Annotated in this window: 11 protein-coding genes; 1 reads left to right on the top strand and 10 read right to left on the bottom strand. The window is 32.7% G+C overall.

Translation table 11 applies throughout. From position 1 onward, the window contains the following. Window positions 1–409 precede the first annotated feature (409 nt). Window positions 410–1,033 carry a nucleotidyl transferase AbiEii/AbiGii toxin family protein gene (locus PKK00_00685; protein ID HNW96907.1) on the bottom strand — a complete coding sequence of 208 codons (624 nt, stop codon included), beginning with the start codon at window positions 1,031–1,033 and terminating at the stop codon, window positions 410–412. Then, window positions 988–1,305, bottom strand: coding sequence for a hypothetical protein (locus tag PKK00_00680; protein HNW96906.1), 318 nt, complete (start codon window positions 1,303–1,305; stop codon window positions 988–990). Before PKK00_00680 ends, PKK00_00685 begins: the two co-directional genes overlap by 46 nt. A gap of 918 nt (window positions 1,306–2,223) precedes the next feature. Between PKK00_00680 and PKK00_00675 the strand changes: the two genes are divergently transcribed. After that, a complete protein-coding gene (locus PKK00_00675; protein HNW96905.1) occupies window positions 2,224–7,563 on the top strand; it encodes a PKD domain-containing protein in 5,340 nt (1,779 codons plus the stop codon). Window positions 7,564–8,046: 483 nt separating this feature from the next. Here PKK00_00675 and PKK00_00670 read toward each other — a convergent pair whose 3' ends face one another. The 8 genes from PKK00_00670 to PKK00_00635 form a co-directional block, all read right to left on the bottom strand. Beyond that, window positions 8,047–8,316, bottom strand: a complete 270-nt coding sequence (locus tag PKK00_00670) for a hypothetical protein (protein HNW96904.1) — start codon at window positions 8,314–8,316, stop codon at window positions 8,047–8,049. A gap of 74 nt (window positions 8,317–8,390) precedes the next feature. Then, window positions 8,391–10,538: a DPP IV N-terminal domain-containing protein gene (locus tag PKK00_00665; protein HNW96903.1), complete on the bottom strand. Its 2,148-nt coding sequence runs from the start codon at window positions 10,536–10,538 to the stop codon at window positions 8,391–8,393. A gap of 41 nt (window positions 10,539–10,579) precedes the next feature. After that, a complete protein-coding gene (locus PKK00_00660) occupies window positions 10,580–11,263 on the bottom strand; it encodes a response regulator transcription factor (protein ID HNW96902.1) in 684 nt (227 codons plus the stop codon). A 108-nt stretch (window positions 11,264–11,371) separates the two neighbouring features. Further along, on the bottom strand, window positions 11,372–13,561 hold the full coding sequence (locus PKK00_00655; GenBank protein ID HNW96901.1) for a helix-turn-helix domain-containing protein: 2,190 nt from the start codon (window positions 13,559–13,561) through the stop codon (window positions 11,372–11,374). Between the two features lie 121 nt (window positions 13,562–13,682). After that, window positions 13,683–16,211, bottom strand: coding sequence for an adenosylcobalamin-dependent ribonucleoside-diphosphate reductase (locus PKK00_00650; protein HNW96900.1), 2,529 nt, complete (start codon window positions 16,209–16,211; stop codon window positions 13,683–13,685). A gap of 378 nt (window positions 16,212–16,589) precedes the next feature. Then, window positions 16,590–17,042 (bottom strand): hypothetical protein, encoded by a 453-nt coding sequence (locus PKK00_00645; GenBank protein ID HNW96899.1) that lies wholly within the window; start codon window positions 17,040–17,042, stop codon window positions 16,590–16,592. 133 nt (window positions 17,043–17,175) lie between these two features. Further along, window positions 17,176–17,922 (bottom strand): LytTR family DNA-binding domain-containing protein, encoded by a 747-nt coding sequence (locus tag PKK00_00640; protein ID HNW96898.1) that lies wholly within the window; start codon window positions 17,920–17,922, stop codon window positions 17,176–17,178. Window positions 17,923–17,988: 66 nt separating this feature from the next. Then, entirely contained in the window at window positions 17,989–21,009 is a 3,021-nt protein-coding gene (locus PKK00_00635) for a two-component regulator propeller domain-containing protein (protein ID HNW96897.1), read from the bottom strand. Window positions 21,010–21,017 lie beyond the last annotated feature (8 nt).

The following is a 21,017-nucleotide window of genomic DNA, read 5'->3' as shown; positions in this document are numbered from 1 at the left end:
ATTGATGTCCGCCAAGGCGGATTGGTTGTAGGTTGATGGCAACAAGCTCGGTTATATGTTTTTTGTTGATGGGGTTAATACTATAACCATTTGACTATTGACTTGGCTAGTCGCCACACCCATCAACCTTTGACATTCTATATAGCTCCGCCACGGCGGATTGATGATAGCAAATAGTAAATATTAAATTGAAAAAATGGATTTATGTTTTTGGTTTGTGGCAGCTGGTTTAGTCAATAGTTAAAAGTGATTAGGTCACTTATGACCATTGACATTAGCCCAGACTAGCTGCTATGCCCATCAACCTTTGACATTTAATATAGCGCCACGGATGGATAATTGAAAATGAATAATGGTAATTTTATTTTTTTACTTCAATTTTACATTTGCGCTTTTACATCTTCATTCATCAATATTTATTTTTTACATATTTTTCTATCTCTTTACTGATTTTACTTTTTACCTTTTGCCAATCTATCGGCTTTAACATCACCGGACACTGTTCTGTATCTGCATCATCAAAATAAGCTAAACTTTTTAAAACAAGAAATTCAGAGCCATCATAAAATTTTTGTTTATATAAATAAAGCATCTCATCCATGTTGAATTTTTGAAGTAAAAAGTAAATATCAATAAAATCTTTTTTTGTACCTCTTCCTGTAATGGCAGATAATTTCATTGCAGCAATATCTTTTTTCCCTGCCAGTATTATTTCACCTGAAATCAACGGCTTTTGAAGCCATTTATAATGATAATTAACAATGTCAATTTTAATATCATTAATAAGATAAACATAAATATTTTCTGTTTTATTTATCAGTTTAACAGAACCCAATTTTTTTAAATTTTTATTAATTTCAAGTTCATCACTTTGAATGTTTCCAAACAAATCCAAATCAATGGATTTACGATGACCTATTTGTAAAGCTAATGATGTACCTCCCACAAGACGTAATTCGGAAAAGACAGGAAGTTTTTGCAGGCTTTTTAAAAGTTCCAGTGTTGCGGCATCAACTGCATTGTAGTGTAACATAAAAATTTTTCTTTAGGTATTTTTGATAATAATGCAATAAAAGCCAGCGATTTTTTATCAATATCTTTTATAGTTATTGCTGTTTTTGCAATATCATCAATGCCATAATATGAATATATTATTTGCCAGTCACATAATAGTCCATATTCCAACACTCTCTGAACAATAAATTTTTTATTTTTATTAAAATCAATATTATTCCTGTCAACATCCCAAAATAAATGAGCAGATAATTTTAAAATATCATTTTTATTTCCATGAGCTTTTTGCATTAAAAGATAAAATTTAAATAGTTCCTAAAATTAACGAATAAAAATATATGATAGAAAAATTAATGATAACAAATATATAAAATCAAAATTAATCATTATTGTTTGATTAAATTATTTATACTGAATCCTGATAGGTTTAATGGGGAATAGTATATACGGAAATATGGTATATAGATGATTGCAAATAGTAAATTGAAAAAATGGTTTTATGTTTTTGGTTTGTGGCAGCGGATTTGGGCAAATGTTATTTATTAATGATGGTAATACTATAACCATTTGACTATTGACTTGGATAGTCGCCACACCCATCAACCTTTGACATTCTATATAGCTCCGCCACGGCGGATTGATGATAGCAAATAGTAAATATTAAATTGAAAAAATGGATTTATGTTTTTGGTTTGTGGCAGCTGGTTTAGTCAATAGTTAAAAGTGATTAGGTCACTTATGACCATTGACATCAGCCCTGACTAGCTGCTACACCTTTCAACCAATAACTTTTTCAATATCCAATGTCCAATACTCAATATTGAATTTTCAGATTTATTTAATGTTTATACCATATACCCCTATTCCCCTTATACCTCTATACCTTCAATGTACATTGGTTTTTAGGTTGAGCAACTGGTTTGGGCAATAGTCAGGTGGTGGAGACACAAGACACAAGTAGCAAGACACAAGTAGCAAGACACAAGTAGCAAGTAGTAAGTCGTAAGTAACAAGTCCCAAGTAGCAAGTCGTAAGACATAAGCAAAAATTAAAAGAATTAGAAAGGCTTTGCAGCTTTATGCGAAAACAGAAATGAAACAGATTGAAATATGGGATAATAATACTAAACTATGCTTGCAGTTGATACGAAAACTTCCTATATTTGCATTATATAATTAGTAATAATATTTAATGAAATTATTCCAACAATTGAAAATATATTTTTTTTTCTTTACTTTGATCTTTCAGGGCATAATAAATTTTTGTTATAGTCAAAATATTACGCCAAAAGACATAACTGGTTTACAATTATGGTTACGTGCTGATTCTGCTGCTACAATCCATCTTTCAGGTTCAAATGTAACTATATGGGATGATTGTTCCGGTAATGGCAACAATGCCACTCAATCAAACTCTTCAAACCAGCCAATTTACAATAATAGTATTTCTCTTTTAAATAATAAACCTGCTATAAGTTTTAATGGCTCGAGCAATAGTCTTTCTTTTCCATTATTATCTTCAACCGAATATTCTTTTTTTACTGTTATTTCTACTGGCACCAGTAAGAATACTTATGAAATTTTCCTCGGTTCTTCTCAAAGTACTGGAGCAAGATGGGCATTGGCTGTTGGTTCTGATGCAGTTGATGGAATAGGATGGGCAGGAAGCAATGCAAATGTAGATTTAGGAAATTCTAATTTTATTTTAGTAAATAATTTTTATATTTTATCATTTATTAAATCAACCACAGGATGGAATATATATTGCAATGGCAGCTTCATTAGAACTGTTTATGATGCAAGTTTCCCTACATATAGCAATACTTGGAACTGGGTAATTGGTAGCGAGACTGGTTTAAATTATTATTTATCGGGCTATATTGCAGATATAATTATCTACAACAAAGCCCTCGCTGATAATGAAAGACAAAATGTCGAGGATTATTTACGGTATAAATATTTTCCTCCTGTTAACTTAGGAAAAGATACTATTTTAAATAAATTTTGCAATTACACTCTTAATGCTGGAGACTGGTTTTCTTCTTATCTTTGGTCTACCGGCACAACAACACAATCCATTAATGTTGATTCATCAGGTACATATTGGGTCGAAGTGACAGATGCTTTTGGATATAAATCACATGATACATTAAATGTATCATATCCTTTAATAACACTTAATGATACTTCATTCTGTTCTGGAAATAGTATAGTATTATCAACAGGTTTGATTGGAAGTTATACTTATAACTGGACTGGTGGATTAACCTCACCTACTATTAATGTAAGCACTCCGGGTAATTATAGTGTAACTGTAACTGATGATTCATTATGTTCGGCGGTTTCGCCAACTATATATGTTACCGAAGATGATTTTCCGGCAATTGCCAGCCTTGGTCCTGATAAAAATATTTGCTCAGGTAATACCATTGGGCTTATTTCACCCTCGCCTTTACCTTCGGGATTAACTTATAACTGGTCAACCATGGAAACTACTCCCGAAATTACTATTACAGACTCTGGAATTTATAGTGTTACAGTTACTGATAGCAGCGGATGTAAAGCAACAGATAATATAAATGTTACTATAATTGGCACTGCACCAAATGTTAATTTTAGCACTAATACCGGATGTTCAACCGAAGCGACGCTATTTTCCAATAATTCCTCGCCCGCTGGTACTTCTTGGCTTTGGGATTTTGGCGATGGGCAAACATCTACCAGCGAAAACCCTTCACACATATTTTCAAACGGGGGTAATTACAATGTAAAACTGACTGTATATGATGGTTCATGCAGTAATTCTTTAACGAAAGAAACCCATATACCTTATACCCCTATACCCTCCTTTACCGTTTCATCAGCATGTATCAATAACCCTTATACCTTTTATGACCAAAGCACATCACCCGAAGGCAACATCATTTCGTGGGACTGGGATTTTGGCGATGGAACTGTTCATTCAACCGACACTAACCCAACACATACTTTTACCTCGGCAAATACTTATATTATTACCCTTACCATAGTTACTGATTCAGGCTGCACCTCCAGCATACAAAACCAGATAACTGTGGTTGACAATGCCCCTTCACCTATGCCTTTTACCCTGTACCTGCCATCTAATGATTTTACAACTACCGATAATAATATCAATTTTTCATGGAACACTTCAGAAAACGCAACATCTTATACCTTGCAATATTCAACAGATTCTACTTTCACAACAAACGTTATAAGTATCCCCAATCTAATTCAAAATACATTACAACTAAACTTAAATGCTTATGGTAAATATTATTGGCGTGTAACAGCCTATGGATTATGTGGCGATTATATTATAACACCTGCTTTATTATTCAGTATTTTTTCACTAAACTCCATAACCGGATTGGATTTATGGTTACGTGCTGATTCTGCTGCTACAATCCATCTTTCAGGTTCAAATGTAACTATATGGGATGATTGTTCCGGTAATGGCAACAATGCCACTCAATCAAACTCTTCAAACCAGCCAATTTACAATAATAGTATTTCTCTTTTAAATAATAAACCTGCTATAAGTTTTAATGGCTCGAGCAATAGTCTTTCTTTTCCATTATTATCTTCAACCGAATATTCTTTTTTTACTGTTATTTCTACTGGCACCAGTAAGAATACTTATGAAATTTTCCTCGGTTCTTCTCAAAGTACTGGAGCAAGATGGGCATTGGCTGTTGGTTCTGATGCAGTTGATGGAATAGGATGGGCAGGAAGCAATGCAAATGTAGATTTAGGAAATTCTAATTTTATTTTAGTAAATAATTTTTATATTTTATCATTTATTAAATCAACCACAGGATGGAATATATATTGCAATGGCAGCTTCATTAGAACTGTTTATGATGCAAGTTTCCCTACATATAGCAATACTTGGAACTGGGTAATTGGTAGCGAGACTGGTTTAAATTATTATTTATCGGGCTATATTGCAGATATAATTATCTACAACAAAGCCCTCGCTGATAATGAAAGACAAAATGTCGAGGATTATTTACGGTATAAATATTTTCCTCCTGTTAATCTTGAATCTGACATCTGGGTTAATAACTTTTGTGTAGATACTATTGATGCTGGTAACCGTTTTGTAAGTTATTTATGGAATACTGGTGATACAACTTCTAAAATATTAGTAAATTCAGGAGATACCGTTTGGGTTGACGTAGTTGATGGATTTGGTTTTACTTCAAGCGATACTATTATCGTTCATAAACCTATATTAAACATTAATACCAATGATACTTTATGCCTTGGTGATAGCACTACTCTTCACACGGGAATGGGTTCACCTTATAGTGTGATGTGGGAATGGCAAAACGATACTATAAATGGTGATTCTTATATAATCCATGCAGGAGATAGCGTAATGCTTCATGTATTTGATACTGTTGGTTGCTCTGCCACCAGATTAATTACAATGTATGCCGATAGCTTCCCTCTTATGGATTTATTAGGTGCATCAACTGCAAGTATCTGTTCGGATGATACTGTATTTCCTGCTATCGATACAAGTTTAATTACTTCTTATGATTGGTACGACGGCACTTCACATTATACAACTCCATACTATATTGTGCCTATTTCGTGGGTTGGGACAGGTAGTCATAATTTAAGTTTAACAAGCTATAATCATCGGGGGTGCAAGGTAAGTGATGTGGTTGCAGTTTCTGCACCCGGTCAAAAACCATTTGCAGCTTTCAGTGCAACGGCAGGATGCGAACCATTTACAACTGCATTTACCAATCTGTCAACCGTGCCTTCTCCTGCCTTTATTAATTATCGTCATTGGGATTTTGGCGATGGTGATACTTCTATATTTAATTCCCCTACTCACCAATTTGCCGAACCGGGAAAACATCTTGTAACACTTACTGTTTCTACAAATAAAGGTTGTAGCGCCTCTATTACTGATACTGCATATGTTTACTCAAAACCAAAACCAAAATTTTCACCAATTATTGGATGTTCGGGAGTACCACTTCAATTTACAGATAAAACGACAAATGTTCTTGGAGAGATTGATACCTGGACATGGGAATTTAATGATCCTTACAGTACGAATAATACATCTTCTATAAAAAATCCTTCACATATCTACGACAGCACAGGTTATTATTGGGTTATACTTACTGCCCAATCAGAATATGGTTGCACAGCTACCGACTCGGCACAAATACATATCAGGCTTGCACCAAAGGTAGATTTCAGTTATACTAATGTTTGTGACGGAAACCCCGTTTACTTTACTAATGAAACTGTTGATGTTTTAGGAATTGTAAGCCAGAACTGGGACTTTGGTGATGGAAATTCATATACAATCAATAGCCCCGTTTATACTTTTGATTCAGCAGGAACTTTTCCTGTTTCTCTTACTGTACAATCGATAAATGGATGCATTGTAAGTGATACAGAAAATGTAATAGTTCACTCAATACCTGAAATTAACTATACTGCTCCGGATAGTATTTGCGCATCTTATTCATATATTCTTGATGATAATAGTTTTGTACTCCCACCTGATTCAATCACACAATGGTCGTGGGTAATTGAAAATATAGGTACATTTAATGAAGAAAATCCATCTGTTACTTTTACTTCTGAAGGAGATTATCCTGTTACACTCACTGTATCTTCAAATGCAGGATGCTCTGATAATGTTTCTGCTACTATTCATGTAAACCCTATTCCAACAGCATCATTTCTGCCTGATGAATTTTATGGAATGCCTCCATTCACGGTAAACTTTACTAATAATTCTGTTAATGCACTAAGCAGTTATTGGAATTTTGGCGATGGAACATCAAGTTCATTATTAAATCCACAGCATACATATAACTCTCTTGACACCTTTAATGTAATGCTTGTTGTTACTAACAGCGCTCTTTGCACAGATACAGCATATCAGGAATTATATTCTATACCTACTACTGCAGATGTAGGAGTAACAAATGTAGTTACCGATCAACAAAATGGATTTATAAATGTTAGCGCTGATTTATGGAATTACGGTACACGCAAGATATATGAATTGTATCTTTATGCTAAAGCTGCTGGTGGAACTATGTTTATGGAATCATGGTCGGATTACACAAACCCAATATTACCGGGAACTTCAATACCCTATACATTTAATGCACAGTTTGCGATTTCTGAAGAAAACAATTTCGATTATATCTGTGTTGAAGCTCAAATTCCTAATGTAAATCCTGATGATAACCCCTCAAATAATGAAGAATGCATTACCATAAAAAATAAATTCACTGCATTCATTCCTTTTCCAACACCAACGAATGATATCATAAATATAAACTTTATTCTTCCTTTTAAAGGCCAGGTTGATGTAGATTTATATGGAGAAAAAGGTGAACTGGTTGAACATGTTTATTCAGGTGAAGCTAATAAAGGCCTTAATAAAATTCAATATGATATATCCAAACTAAATCTTGGAGTGTACGTTTACCGTATCACTTTCAATAATGATTTTAAAATACTGAAGTTTGTGAAGTATTAAAATTGTTTGTGGTTTATGGTTTGTCGTTAGACGTTAGTCGTTTGTGGTTGGATGTTCTTATATTGATTTTTTACTTTTTCAATACACACTAGGTAGAGTTTTCATATTAAATTTTTCTTCTTCATTTATCTGTTCGATTGCTTCGCAGCGGAGTTATTGATGGTCATTATAGTAATTTCTCTCATCCTTAAATTCACCAATTCTCCCATTCATTTTTCCTGATTATCCGTGCAAATCCGTAACATCCGTGTTCATCCGCGTCACATCAAAATTATTCAAGTGCTTCGTTATTTGTTGTCATTGGTAGTCATTCATGGTCATTATAGTAATTTTCTCCCATTCTCAAACTCCCCAGTTCTCCCTTTCATTTTTCCTGATTATCCGTGCAAATCCGTAACATCCGTGTCATCCGCGTCCCATTAAAAAATTATTCAAGTGCTTCGATATTTGTGGTTATTGATGATTAAGAATAGTCATTGATGGTTATTGATGTTTTTTAAAAAAAAGTGAAAAATAATTATATATCTCAGGATAATAGTTTAATTTTTTCCTTCCTTCTGCACTATAAAATATTTCAGAGGTTTCTTTGATTCCTAAAACTGCAAAAAGTTTTTTTATTGCATTCAAATCCCCATAATTAAGAATGGTTTCAACAAGAAATTCTTTACTGATATTTTCTTTTTTATCTTCGGGGGTATACCAAAACAAATATCCATACTCCTTAATGAATTCTTTTATTTCCGGGCTATTCATAAGTTCAGAAATTTTGTTTTTGATTTGTACAAATATAAGAAAAAGCACCGAATTTATTAAAAAAACTATAGTTATTACTTCAAATAATCATTAAAATAATTTTCAATTTTGTATTGCAAATGCATCCTGTCTTTTCCGGAAATATTATGTTCATGCTCTGGGTAAACAAAATAATCGATTTGCTTTCCTTCATCAATACATTTTTTCAAGAAGGTAAGTGAATGTTGCCAGACTACCGTATTATCAATAGTTCCATGAATTACCAATAATTTTCCTTTTAAGTCTTTTACATAATTCAGCAAGTCAGCATTATCATAGCCTAATGGATTTTCATCAGGTGTATCCATGTATCGTTCACCATACATTACCTCATAAAATTTCCAGTCGATTACAGGACCGCCTGCTACTGCCACTTTAAACAATCCGGGATTTTTCAAAAACATATTTATTGTCATAAAACCTCCGTAACTCCAGCCATTGATGCCCATACGCGTAGTATCAACATAAGAAAGTTTTTTCAGATAATTAATTCCTAGCAATTGATCTTCCATTTCAATAGTACCTATATTTCTGAAAATTGCCTGTTCAAATTTTAAACCTCTGTCGGATGATCCATGATTATCAAGTGTGAATATCACATAACCTTTACTTGCCAGGTAATTCAAATAAAGCCCGGCACCGCCTAACCATGTGTCTGTAATTAATTGTTCATGCGGTCCACCATAAACATAAACGATAACAGGATATTTTTTATTTGCATCAAAATCAATTGGCTTTAAAATCCGACAATATAAATCGCTACTATCCTTTGCTTTTATAGTAAAAATGGACATTTCAGGAAGTTTGTATTCTTTCAGCGGATTTGAATTTTTCTTGATGGTTTGTAAAATTTTCCCATTTGCATCTTCAAGTAAATATTCAGTTGTGATTTTTGTACTGGTATAATTATCCAGAACATATTTTCCATCATAACTATACTGTGCATCATGATAACCTTCGGTTGAAGATATTTTTAAAATCTTACCACTTTTCATATCAACACTATATATGTGGCGTTCCAGCGGATTCACAGCTGTTGAAATAAAAAAAGCTTTCGAATCTTTCATGTCGGTTCCATAAAAATCGGTAACAACCCAATTGCCTTTGGTCAACTGTTTTATTAATTTTCCATCAATGCTGTATAAATACAAATGATTGTAACCATCACGCTGGCTCTGCCAGATAAACTGATCGGGCTTTGTTTTCAGGAAATACATTCCGTTCAATGGTTCCATGTATTTATCATTTTTTTCTTCGAAAAGTGTTTTAATGAAATCACCTGTTGTTGCATCGTATTGATTCAGCTTCATGTGATTCTGCGCACGATTCAGCACGGCAATAAAAATATATTTATCATCAGGACTCCATGAAATATTTGTCAGATATTGTTCTGCAGGCTCACCTGTTTTCAAAAATATTTTTTCCCGGGTAAGCGGATTATATACTCCAAGTGTCACATGATGACTAGTCATTCCGGCCATTGGATATTTTATCAATTCTTCTTCAGCAATACGATTTTTTAAATCGGTAATATGCACTAACGGATAATCGGTAACCATTGTTTGGTCCATACGATAGAAAGCAAGCAATTTCCCTGAAGGCGACCAGAACGTTCCTTTAGTAATCCCAAATTCATCACGATGAACCGATTTCCCATTTACAATATTTACATTGGTATCGTTAGTTACAGCATTTATCTTTCCTTCTGCTGATACATAAAGATTATTATTCACCGTATAAGCAGTATATAATGACTTCTCTGAAACATCAGTATTTTCGGCATTTTCATTGATAGCACCGACAACAATAATTTTTTTCTCATTCAATAAATATTTATATACTTTATTGTTTTCATTAAAATAGAAAGTATTTTCATCAAGCCATATTATACTGGGAAACGTATTCAATTCAGCATCACCAGTGGATTTCAGTGATTCGTTTAGCGATGACAATTTTAAAATGGTGTCACGTTTTTCATCTACAGTATTTCCTTTTATTAAACATTTCAAATCGACATAAGAAAAATTATCACTCTTCGCAATCCATTGCAGTTGGCTCATATACTTGGGATACAGAATTCGTTTTGTATAAATATCTTCAAGTGTCAGCAGTTTATTTTGTGCCGATGCAATTGCAGAAATAAAAATGCATAATCCTAAAAAATAAAATTTAGTTGTTTTCATAATCACGTTTAATAACAGTATTTATAATGCTTTGAGAAGTTTTATATTTCGTATTTATAACCAACGCCTTTTATGGTTTTGATATTTTCGATACCAAGTTTTTCACGAATTTTCCTTACATGAACATCAATGGTTCTATCGCCTACAACCACGCTGTTTCCCCAGATACTGTCGTAAATTTCATCGCGTGTAAAAACTTTATTTGGTTTAGAAGCAAGAAGTGATATGAGTTCAAATTCTTTTCGCGGTAAAATAATTTCTTCGCCTTTTAAAAATATTACATAGCGTTCCCGGTCAATTACAATATCACCTAAATTTATTTTTTCTGTTGCCGTATCTGTTTCATTATACCTTCGCAACAAAGCCTTTACACGACTGACAAAAACTTTGGGTTTGATGGGCTTAGGAATATAATCGTCGGCACCCGCGTCAAATCCGGCAATCTGAGAATAGTCTTCATTGCGTGCAGTAAGAAAAGCAATGATAGTGTTTTTCAAAGAAGATATTTTTCTCAATTCCGAACAGGTTTCAATGCCATCCATTTCGGGCATCATCACATCTAAAATAATCAAATGCGGTTTTATTTCTGTTGCTGTCTTAATGGCTTGCCTGCCATTATTCGCCTTAAAAATTTTATATCCTTCCTTTGTAAGATTATAGCCGAGGAACTCAAGAATATCGGGTTCATCGTCAACCAGCAGAATTTTATAATCGTTGTTTTCCATCAAAAATAATTTACACAAATATAAAATTTAAATAAGAAAATAAGTAGCAGAACATTATTTTTAATGTAAAGTTAACAAATGGTATAAAAATAATTTACTAAATTAAATTCATTTGTCCAACTTAATTGTTTCTGCAATTCGGAAATAAAATTCAGCCTGTGCTAATTTAATTTCTTCAAAAGTATAAGAAGCGCCGAGTTCTTTTTTTATTGAGCTAAGCGTTGGTATCTCAAGTTTTTCAATAACGCTAATAATCTCATCGAGTTTATTTTTATCAATATATTTTGTTGCGCATATATTTCCCATTGCAATAAGTTTTGCAATATGCGAATATATTGTTCCTATAGTTAAATTCCTTTCACTGGCGGCTTCTTCAACGGTTTTTCCTTCGTTTAAAATCGATAATGTAATTTCATAAGTTGATACTTTCTTTTCTTTTTCCCCTGAAATATTTTCAATATTATTTTTTGTTTTTGGTTCGTCTTCCGGTTTTATATTGTATAATTTTTTTTCGAGAAGATAAAGGTTTCTGAGTTGCTCTATTTTAGCCGATACCTCTATTAACAGCTCTTTTACAATCTTAGTGTAACCTTTGACTTTTTTTGCTTTTACAATTTGTGTTTTGTGAAATTCAAGCGGGAATAAAATTTTTTCTTTTAAAAAATTCACAAAATATTCGATTCCCTTGCTGCACCGGTCTTCTATTTGCTGCCAAGAAAATTGTTTTGTTTCATATCCACGATACATTTCCTGCAATCGTTTTATAAATTTATTTTCAACCTCGCTTAGCTCATCAAGCGATTCGCGCATTATTCTGCATTGTTCATGCACTTCTTCTTTTGAAGGTAATTTTTTTTCAAGAATAATATCATTCCATAAAGCTAAAGCACTAACAAGTTGCTGAAGGCTTATCGCATTATAAATTTTTTCGAGACTATAAGGAAGCTTCTCTTTTTCAATGATGGCCTTAACTTCGTTCAGATTCCAAATTTCGTTTTGAAAATTATTAATGGTATCATCAGAAAAAATAACCTTTTCATGAATTTTTGATTTCAGAATTATTCCTTCGAGGCTTCGGCAACGACTTAATGCTACATATACCTGACCCGGAGCAAATGAGCGTCCTGCATCGATTATAACTTTATCGAAAGTTAATCCCTGGCTTTTGTGAATAGTTACAGCCCACGCCAGGCGAATAGGATACTGCCTGAAAACGCCAATTACATCTTCTTTTATTTCGTTTTTTTCTTTGTCGACATAATACTGTTTGTTTTCCCATTCTTCTTTTGCCAACTCATATTCTTCCTTTTCGTTTTCAAACAACACCCTTATGCAATCGTCAGATAAATAAGCTACTGTAGCCAATTTCCCGTTAAAATATTTTTTCTGTACACTGGTATCATTCCTTATGAACATAACCTGTGCACCAACTTTTAATTCAATAACATTGTCGTTAGGAAATAAATTTTCTTTGAATTCGCCATCAACCTCAGCTTTATAGAAATAAGATTTTGTTTTTAATTTTCGTAATTGTGTTTCATTTATTTGAGCTACAATTGCGTTATGTGTAGTCAGATATATGCGCCCGTTTCCTGAATGTTCATAATCGGGAAAATATCTTTTATGTAATTTATCGAACGCATCGTTATCAAACTGCTGATGACGAATTTTATTAAGAATCTCAATAAATTTTTCATCTTCCTGTCGGTGAATCTTAAGTAATTCAATACTTACAGGAGGATTATTTTTCAAAACCATACTGTCAAAAAAGTACGGGCTTGAATAATATTTACTTAAAATATTTTGCGATTCTTCTTTAATAACAGGTGGAAGCTGATGCATATCGCCTATAAACAATGTTTGAACTCCGCCAAAAGGTTTATTATTTTTCCGGACAAACTGTAAAGCAAAATCAACAGCATCTAGCAAATCGGCACGCACCATGCTTATTTCATCAATTATCAGAAGTTCGAGATTAAAGAATACTTCAGCTTTTTCTTTTCTGTAATGCAAATGTTTTATTAATTCTTTTCTGTTCGCTGCAATATTCGGGTCAACAAAATCATTCGAAGGGATAAAACTAAGCAATGGCAATCCGAACGTAGAATGAATGGTAACCCCGCCGGCATTAATAGCTGCAACACCTGTGGGCGCAACTACAATCATATTCTTCATTGAATGTTGAACAACATATTTCAGAAAAGTAGTTTTCCCTGTTCCTGCTTTTCCTGTAAGAAATAAATTTCTTGAAGTATTTTCGACAAGCTCAAAAGCCAAATCGAATTCGTAATTATCCATTACTTTGCATTATCAAAATAAAGATAAAATTATCATTTTTTTAAATTGCAGAAAAATAAAAAACCGACAGAATAAATTTTTCTGCCGGTTTTGAAATGTGTTATTTTTAGGTTATAATTTTTTAACCGCATTTAGAATATCCGCAGCTCTTGCATTTCAGGCAACCTTCTTCATAAACCAATCCTTCAGTATCGCCACAATTTGAGCAAACTTTATCAGCAACTTTAGTCCCATCGGGAATAAATTTCTTTAATGCACGCTCAACTCCTACTTTCCATGTATTGATAGAATCGGAATCAAGATTTAGTTTTGAAATCAATTCAACAACAAAAGGAATAGGCATTCCATGACGCAGTATTCCCGAAATAAGTTTTGCATAATTCCAGTATTCTTTGTCGAACATACGCGACAATCCTTCAATGGTAATTTTATACCCTTGCTTATCTTCAAACTGGAAATCGTAACGACTTTTATCTTTCTCTGTTTTGCCTTTAATAACCCAGCCTTTTTGAACAAACGGAGGTAAATAAAAATCTTCGGCTTTACCTGTAAATACTTCGTATGGTCTTCCATTAAGCAATCCTACCACAGCAATCCATTTTTCATAATCGTTCTGAAAACGTACTATTTCTGCTTCAAGTCTTTTTGGACGCTGAGGTGCAAAAGTTTCTTTGAATTCTGTAATATCTTCTTTTTTCTTGTCAGCAACCAGAACGCCGGCGCGTGAACCTTCACGATAAACAGTAACACCTTTACATCCGCATTCCCATGCTGTTTTATAAATTGTTGCTACCAACTCTTCTTTAACATCATTAGGAATATTTACGGTAACGCTGATTGAATGATCGACCCACTTCTGAATAGCGCCCTGCATTTTCACTTTAGCAACCCAATCCACATCATTAGCTGTTGCTTTGTAATACGGCGATTTTTCAATGACTGCATTCAGGTCGGCATCTTTCATCATTTTCACTTTGTCAACATCATAACCATTTACCTTGAGCCATTTTAAAAATTTATTGTGGAACACATTATATTCTTCCCATGAATCGCCAACTTCATCAACAAAATCAATACGTGCATTTTTATCATTGGGGTTAACTTTTCTTCTTCGTTTATAAGAAATAAGGAATACCGGTTCAATACCTGATGTGGTTTGTGTCATCAGCGAAACGCTTCCTGTAGGTGCAATAGTAAGAAGAGCAATATTACGGCGTCCGTATTTTGCCATGTCTTCATACAGTGAATTATCGGCTTCTTTCAAACGTTTTATGAAAGGATTATTTTTTTCTCTGCCCGGATCATAAATAGGGAAAGGTCCTCTTTCCTTAGCCAGATTCACCGATGAACGATAAGCTTCGAGTGCAAGAAGTTTGTGAACTTCAATTGAAAAATTGGTTGCATCATCGGTACCATAGCGGCAACCCAAAGCAGCAAGCATATCACCCTCGGCGGTAATACCAATACCGGTACGTCTACCTTCGATGCATTTCTTTTTGATATTATTCCAAAGGTTTATTTCTGTTCTTTTAATTTCAATATCTTCCGGGTCTTTTTCAATCTTTTCAAGAATCTTATCCACTTTTTCCAATTCAAGATCAATGATGTCGTCCATCATTCTTTGTGCATAATGAACATGTTTTATAAAAAGTTCCGAATCAAAACTTACCTGTTCGGTAAAAGGATTTTCGACATAATTATAAAGATTGATAGCAATAAGGCGACAACTATCGTAAGGACATAATGGAATTTCTCCGCAAGGATTTGTAGAAACAGTGCGGAATCCAAGGTCGGCATAACTGTCGGGAACCGATTCACGAATTACAGTATCCCAGAAAAGAATGCCGGGTTCAGCAGATTTCCATGCATTATGAACTATTTTTTTCCAGAGATTTTGTGCATTAACTTCTTTTCTAACAGAAGGCTTTGCAGAGTCTACGGGATATTGCTGAAAGAATGGTTCATTATTAATAACGGCTTTCATGAAGTCGTCGGTAATTTTTACCGAAACATTAGCGCCTGTAACTTTTCCTTCTTCGAGTTTTGCATCAATAAATTTTTCCGAATCGGGATGTTTGATAGAAATGCTTAACATCAATGCTCCACGACGCCCGTCCTGAGCCACTTCGCGCGTACTGTTTGAATAACGTTCCATAAATGGAACAATACCTGTTGAAGTGAGAGCACTGTTTTTAACAGGAGTTCCGCCGGGACGAATATGCGAAAGATCATGCCCAACGCCACCACGACGTTTCATAAGCTGTACCTGTTCTTCATCCACTTTCATAATTCCACCATACGAATCGGAAGGTCCGTTATGCCCTATAACAAAGCAATTTGAAAGAGATCCTATCTGGAAATCGTTTCCAATACCTGCCATAGGACTACCCTGTGGAATAATGTATTTGAAATTTTTCAGAAGATCATAAATTTCATCCTCCTTCATCGGGTTAGGATATTTTTTTTCAATGCGTGCAATTTCACGGGCAATACGACGATGCATATCATCAGGAGTGCATTCATATAAATTACCCTGGGAATCTTTCAGTGCATACTTATTAATCCATACGCTTGCCGCCAGCGTGTCATTCTTAAAATAGATTGTGGTCTTTTCTAAAGCCTCATCGTAAGAAAAAGTTTTTTGTTTCACCTCTTCTTTTTTTATTTTATTTTCATTTTGTTTCTCTTCATTTTTCTGTTCTGATTTTTCATCATCAAATAAACTTGGCCTGATGCGTTCTTTAAGAACATCGTCGTAAACATTGGTTTTATTCTTCTTTTCGGCATCATTAGTGGGGTTCTGAGTAACTTTGTTTTCCATTATAGAAAAAAATTCTTTATATTAGTTTTAAATAATTTTTTAAATAGTTGTTTTGGAATTAGATAAAAAAATCCGTCTTGTTTAAAAACGGTTATGCAAGATAAACAAGATTAATTACGCCGCCATAGCTTTTTATTAACAATTAATCAACGAAAGGTTTAAGTAATTGAAATGAAAGAAGATGTTTATACGGTATCGAAATACTGATTAAAATTTTTTCTGCCAAATCATTTTTTTTCCTAACCCAAGACGGTTGTCGGTAAATTTTATAAAATCGGGAACAATGCGCCACAACAGGAGTTCGGCAAATGCAGCAATAGGAAAACGTTTGATATACTTAATTTTTTCTATATTGAATTCTTCTTGCTTCACTTCCTTCATGGTTCCCGTAAACTGAATACCCTGTATTTTCCCAATCATGGTAGTTTCCAATGCTATTGCACCTGATACATGAGGCTGTATAACCACTTCGGAAATATGCCTTGTGTTTTTATCGGATGTAACTAGGAAATAATTTTCTTTTTCGTTGTAAACATAAAAGCAACTGCAGCAATACGGAATATTATCATTCGAAGTTGCCAGTGTAAGCACATGATGCTTCTTAATGAACTTAATAATTTTTGTATCTAAATCTTTAATGTAAATATGATTGGGGTTCATAATAATATGCTGCAATAATTTTCAGTAAAATTACATGAAATATTTTAGAATGAATTTACCAGATATACACCTAAAAAATCAGGAGGGTGTTTCTCCTCCTGATTTTTTATTTTTTGAACTTCTATTTAAAATATCAATTTGACATTTTTTCCATTTGCCTAATAAAATCCTCCCTGTTTCGGCGCGAAAGAGAAATAATGGAACCGTCATTCATTTCAATCATGTTTTCGTTTTTTAAAAAACGCTTTACCATGATCAAATTAATAAGATGAGAATTGTGTGCCCTGAAAAAATATTCATTATTTAAAATATTCTGGAACTCTTTCAGGTTTTTTGAACTAACAATTTTTTTATTCCCATTCATAAATACATTTGAATAACTTCCTGCGGCTTCAATCCTTACAATCTCTGTAGTATCAACAAATTCTACTCCGCTTAAAGTATGTATGGCTATTTTTACAGGAAGCTGACTGATAGAATTACCTATCTGTAAAAACTTACCTATATTTCCGTTATCTTTTTCCTTTATTCTTATTTTTATTTTATCCACAGCAGATATTAATTCGTCAATATCCATTGGTTTCATGATGTAGTCTGCCGCCATTGCTTTTATTGCTTTAATGGCATAATCATTATATGCTGTAACAAATATTACTTCAAATTTTCTGTCGGGGATGCTATCAAGGATATCAAAGCCGGTACCATGCGGCATTTCAATATCAAGAAAAACCAGGTCGGGTTTTTTATTTTGTATTTCTTTAATGGCTTCTATTACCGAAAATGCTTTTCCGACAATATTAACATCGGAACAATATTCGTTCAACATCAGTTCCAGCGAATGTACAGCATCTTTTTCGTCGTCAACAATTACTATATTCATTTGTATTTATTTGCAGTTAATACATATTTAATGCAGACAAATGTATAAAATATTTATAAAGAAAATTTATTTTATCAAAGGAATCGTAATTTCCACTTTTGTTCCAGTGACTTTTCCCTTATCATCTTTTAAATCTATGTAATTTATTTGCATCTGAATATTGTTTAAGGTACTTATCAATTTTAACCTGTTGCCTGTAATTTTTGTTCCGTGAGACGCATATGTGTGGGTTTTTTTACTTTTTATTTCCGCTGCTTTATCCCTACCTACTCCATTATCTGTTATGGTACACAATATTATATTTTCCTTCATCTTTAATTCTATCGTTAATACCCCTTGCCCTTCTTCTTTATGCATCAACCCATGCCATATCGCATTTTCAATATAAGGTTGTAAAAGTAATGGTGGAATTTTATATATGCTGGTATCCAGTTTTTCATCCACTATGATCGTATATTCAAATTTGTCCTTAAACCTTAATGACTCCAATTCAATGTAAATACTTAATGCTTCCAGTTCTTCCTGTATAGTGATTTGTTGATGTTGCGAATTATTTAATATCATTCGCATTAATCGTGAAAATTTTGCAAGGTATCTATTTGAAGTAGTCTTATCATTTTTTAAAATGTAGTATTGAATTGAGTTTAATGAATTAAAAATAAAATGCGGGTTCATCTGCTGGCTCAAAGCCTGTTGCATGTATTTATTCAATTGCATTTTCAATTCATTGGTCTTTTTTATAGCTTTTACCCTGAAATAAAAAATCATACGTATAACAACAGCAATAAATAAAACGCATAAACCTATGAACCACCAGGTTTTCCAAAAAGGTGGACGTATTATAAATTCTACTGTGGCGGGGTTAGTGCTATAAACTCCATCTTTATTCATGGCATAAACTTCAAATTTATATTTACCATCAGGCAACATAGGATAAAAAATTGTTGGGGTTTTAGTATACACCCATTCTTCATTGGCTCCTGATAATCTATATTTATATACTACATTTCCTGCTGTTCTATATGTCAAACCTACAAAATTGATTTCTATGAAATTCTTATCATATGGTAACGTATATGTCGATTGAACTAGTGTATCATCGTTCATTATTTTTATACCTGTTATATAAACAGGTGGTGGTGTGGTATTGGTGTGAACTTCGTTTTTATTAAATATACACAACCCGTTTTTTGTTGCTACATATACTGAATCTCGCAATACCAATACACTATTGATTTCGCTGGAGATCAAGCCATCTTCTTGTGTAAAGTTTTCTATTTTAAATGAAAAAGTATTTTTATTAGATATCGTTATTTTATTTAATCCATTATTACTTGACGCCCAAATCACATTTTTATCAATAAATAAATGTTTGATATGATTACTGAGGAGCCCATCTTTTTCACTTATTTGTAATACATTATTACCTTTCATTACCAATATTCCTGCTCCCTTGGTAGCAATCAATATACAACTATCTATATCAATTCTTTTTATTGATGTGATTCTATTTTTTAGTAGTGGATTTTTATTTCCGTAATATTTATAATTCCCATTTTCAAATTTGTATAACCCATCATTGCTTCCAATCCAAAAGGTATTTTCTTTATCTTCAAGTAAACTATAGGTGCGTAAAAATGATTTTGGGGGTTTATATGTATATACTGTATCTTTATTTACATTACATAATCCATTTATTGTACCATACCATATTTTCTTGTTTTTTGTTTGTGCAATTTCATTTATCTCTCCACTAACAAAAGAACATCCGGGAAAATAATGACCAGGCATATAGAAATATCTATTAAATTCTTTAATTTTTTTATCTTTTAACAGGTATAAATATTTTCTCGTTCCTATCCATAATGTTTTATTTGCTGTATCATAAAATATTGATGTTATTGATTTATTGGAGTCATTAAAAAAATTAATCTTTTTTATTTTCCTTTCTGCAATTTTATTTATATATGGACTTAATAATGTGGCGCTATAAATAGATTTGCCATCAGTTTCTAAAATATTTTGCGCATCTTCGGCTAAACCATTTGTTGAATTATAAGTTTTATACTTTATAGAAGGGAAATAGTAAATACCATCATAAATTGTAGTAACCCAATAACCTCCTTCTTTATCACGTAATATGCTTGTCCCTGCTTTATCTTTTAACAAGTGTAATTCTGGTTCTTTAGTTATATCACCATCTTTAAAAGAATAAAAACCTCCAAATTGGGTACCAACCCATAAATTGTTCTCTATATCAATATATAGAGAAATTATTTTGTTGTTTTGAAAAGTATAATATATATATTCGGGAATTTTGTTCATACAATGTATTATACTATTAATTGAAAAGTATATATTTCCTGTATTTCCTCTAATACATAAGATTGGCATCACATTTACTAACACATTTTTTTCATCTAATTTGATTTTATAAAATTTATTGTTTTCTTTTATAAAAGCAACAATTCCTTTATCATATTTATAAGATTTTGTAGTATCGGGATAATCTAAATAGACTATATTTTTTTCAATATTAAAAACATAAGTATAAATATTCAAATTGTATGAATTTTTTCTATATACCCTTCCTGTCTTACTTATTTTAAAAATGCCCTTTGTATATATTCCAATACAAACATTATCCTGTTCATCAACACTAAATGTTTTATTTATAATATTAGGCACATCTCCAATATACTTTAAAAACTTATCATTATTCCAATACAAATGAATGCTATCATTATAAAAATAAGAAAGCTTAGCTGAACGTGATATAAACCAAATGCGACCTTTGTAATCTTCATAAATTTCAAAAATAGTATTATCAGGCAAGCCATCTTTTGTATTAAAGTTTTTAAATTTATACCCATCGAAACAACTTACACCATAATCGGTAGCAAACCACATGTAGCCTTTGGAATCCTGGATAACCTGGTAAACCTCGTTGCTGGGAAGGCCATCTTTTACAGTATAATTTTTAAAATTATATTGCTGTGAAAAAACTGGAACGGAAAAAACAAAGAGATAAAATAAAAACGAAAACTTTTTGAAAAGTCTTGATAGATGAGAATCTGGCGATTTCAATTTGCCAA

This window comes from Bacteroidales bacterium, assembly GCA_035353855.1.
In the GTDB taxonomy this organism is placed as follows: Bacteria; Bacteroidota; Bacteroidia; order Bacteroidales; family CG2-30-32-10; genus DAOQAK01.
This window is presented reverse-complemented; position numbering and strand designations above follow the sequence as displayed.

Excerpts from the sequence above, each read along its gene's own strand:
- PKK00_00685 (HNW96907.1), bottom strand. The coding sequence starts at position 1,033 with ATGTTACACTACAATGCAGTTGATGCCGCAACACTGGAACTTTTAAAA.
- PKK00_00680 (HNW96906.1), bottom strand. The coding sequence starts at position 1,305 with ATGCAAAAAGCTCATGGAAATAAAAATGATATTTTAAAATTATCTGCT.
- PKK00_00670 (HNW96904.1), bottom strand. The coding sequence starts at position 8,316 with ATGAATAGCCCGGAAATAAAAGAATTCATTAAGGAGTATGGATATTTG.
- PKK00_00665 (HNW96903.1), bottom strand. The coding sequence starts at position 10,538 with ATGAAAACAACTAAATTTTATTTTTTAGGATTATGCATTTTTATTTCT.
- PKK00_00660 (HNW96902.1), bottom strand. The coding sequence starts at position 11,263 with ATGGAAAACAACGATTATAAAATTCTGCTGGTTGACGATGAACCCGAT.
- PKK00_00655 (HNW96901.1), bottom strand. The coding sequence starts at position 13,561 with ATGGATAATTACGAATTCGATTTGGCTTTTGAGCTTGTCGAAAATACT.
- PKK00_00645 (HNW96899.1), bottom strand. The coding sequence starts at position 17,042 with ATGAACCCCAATCATATTTACATTAAAGATTTAGATACAAAAATTATT.
- PKK00_00640 (HNW96898.1), bottom strand. The coding sequence starts at position 17,922 with ATGAATATAGTAATTGTTGACGACGAAAAAGATGCTGTACATTCGCTG.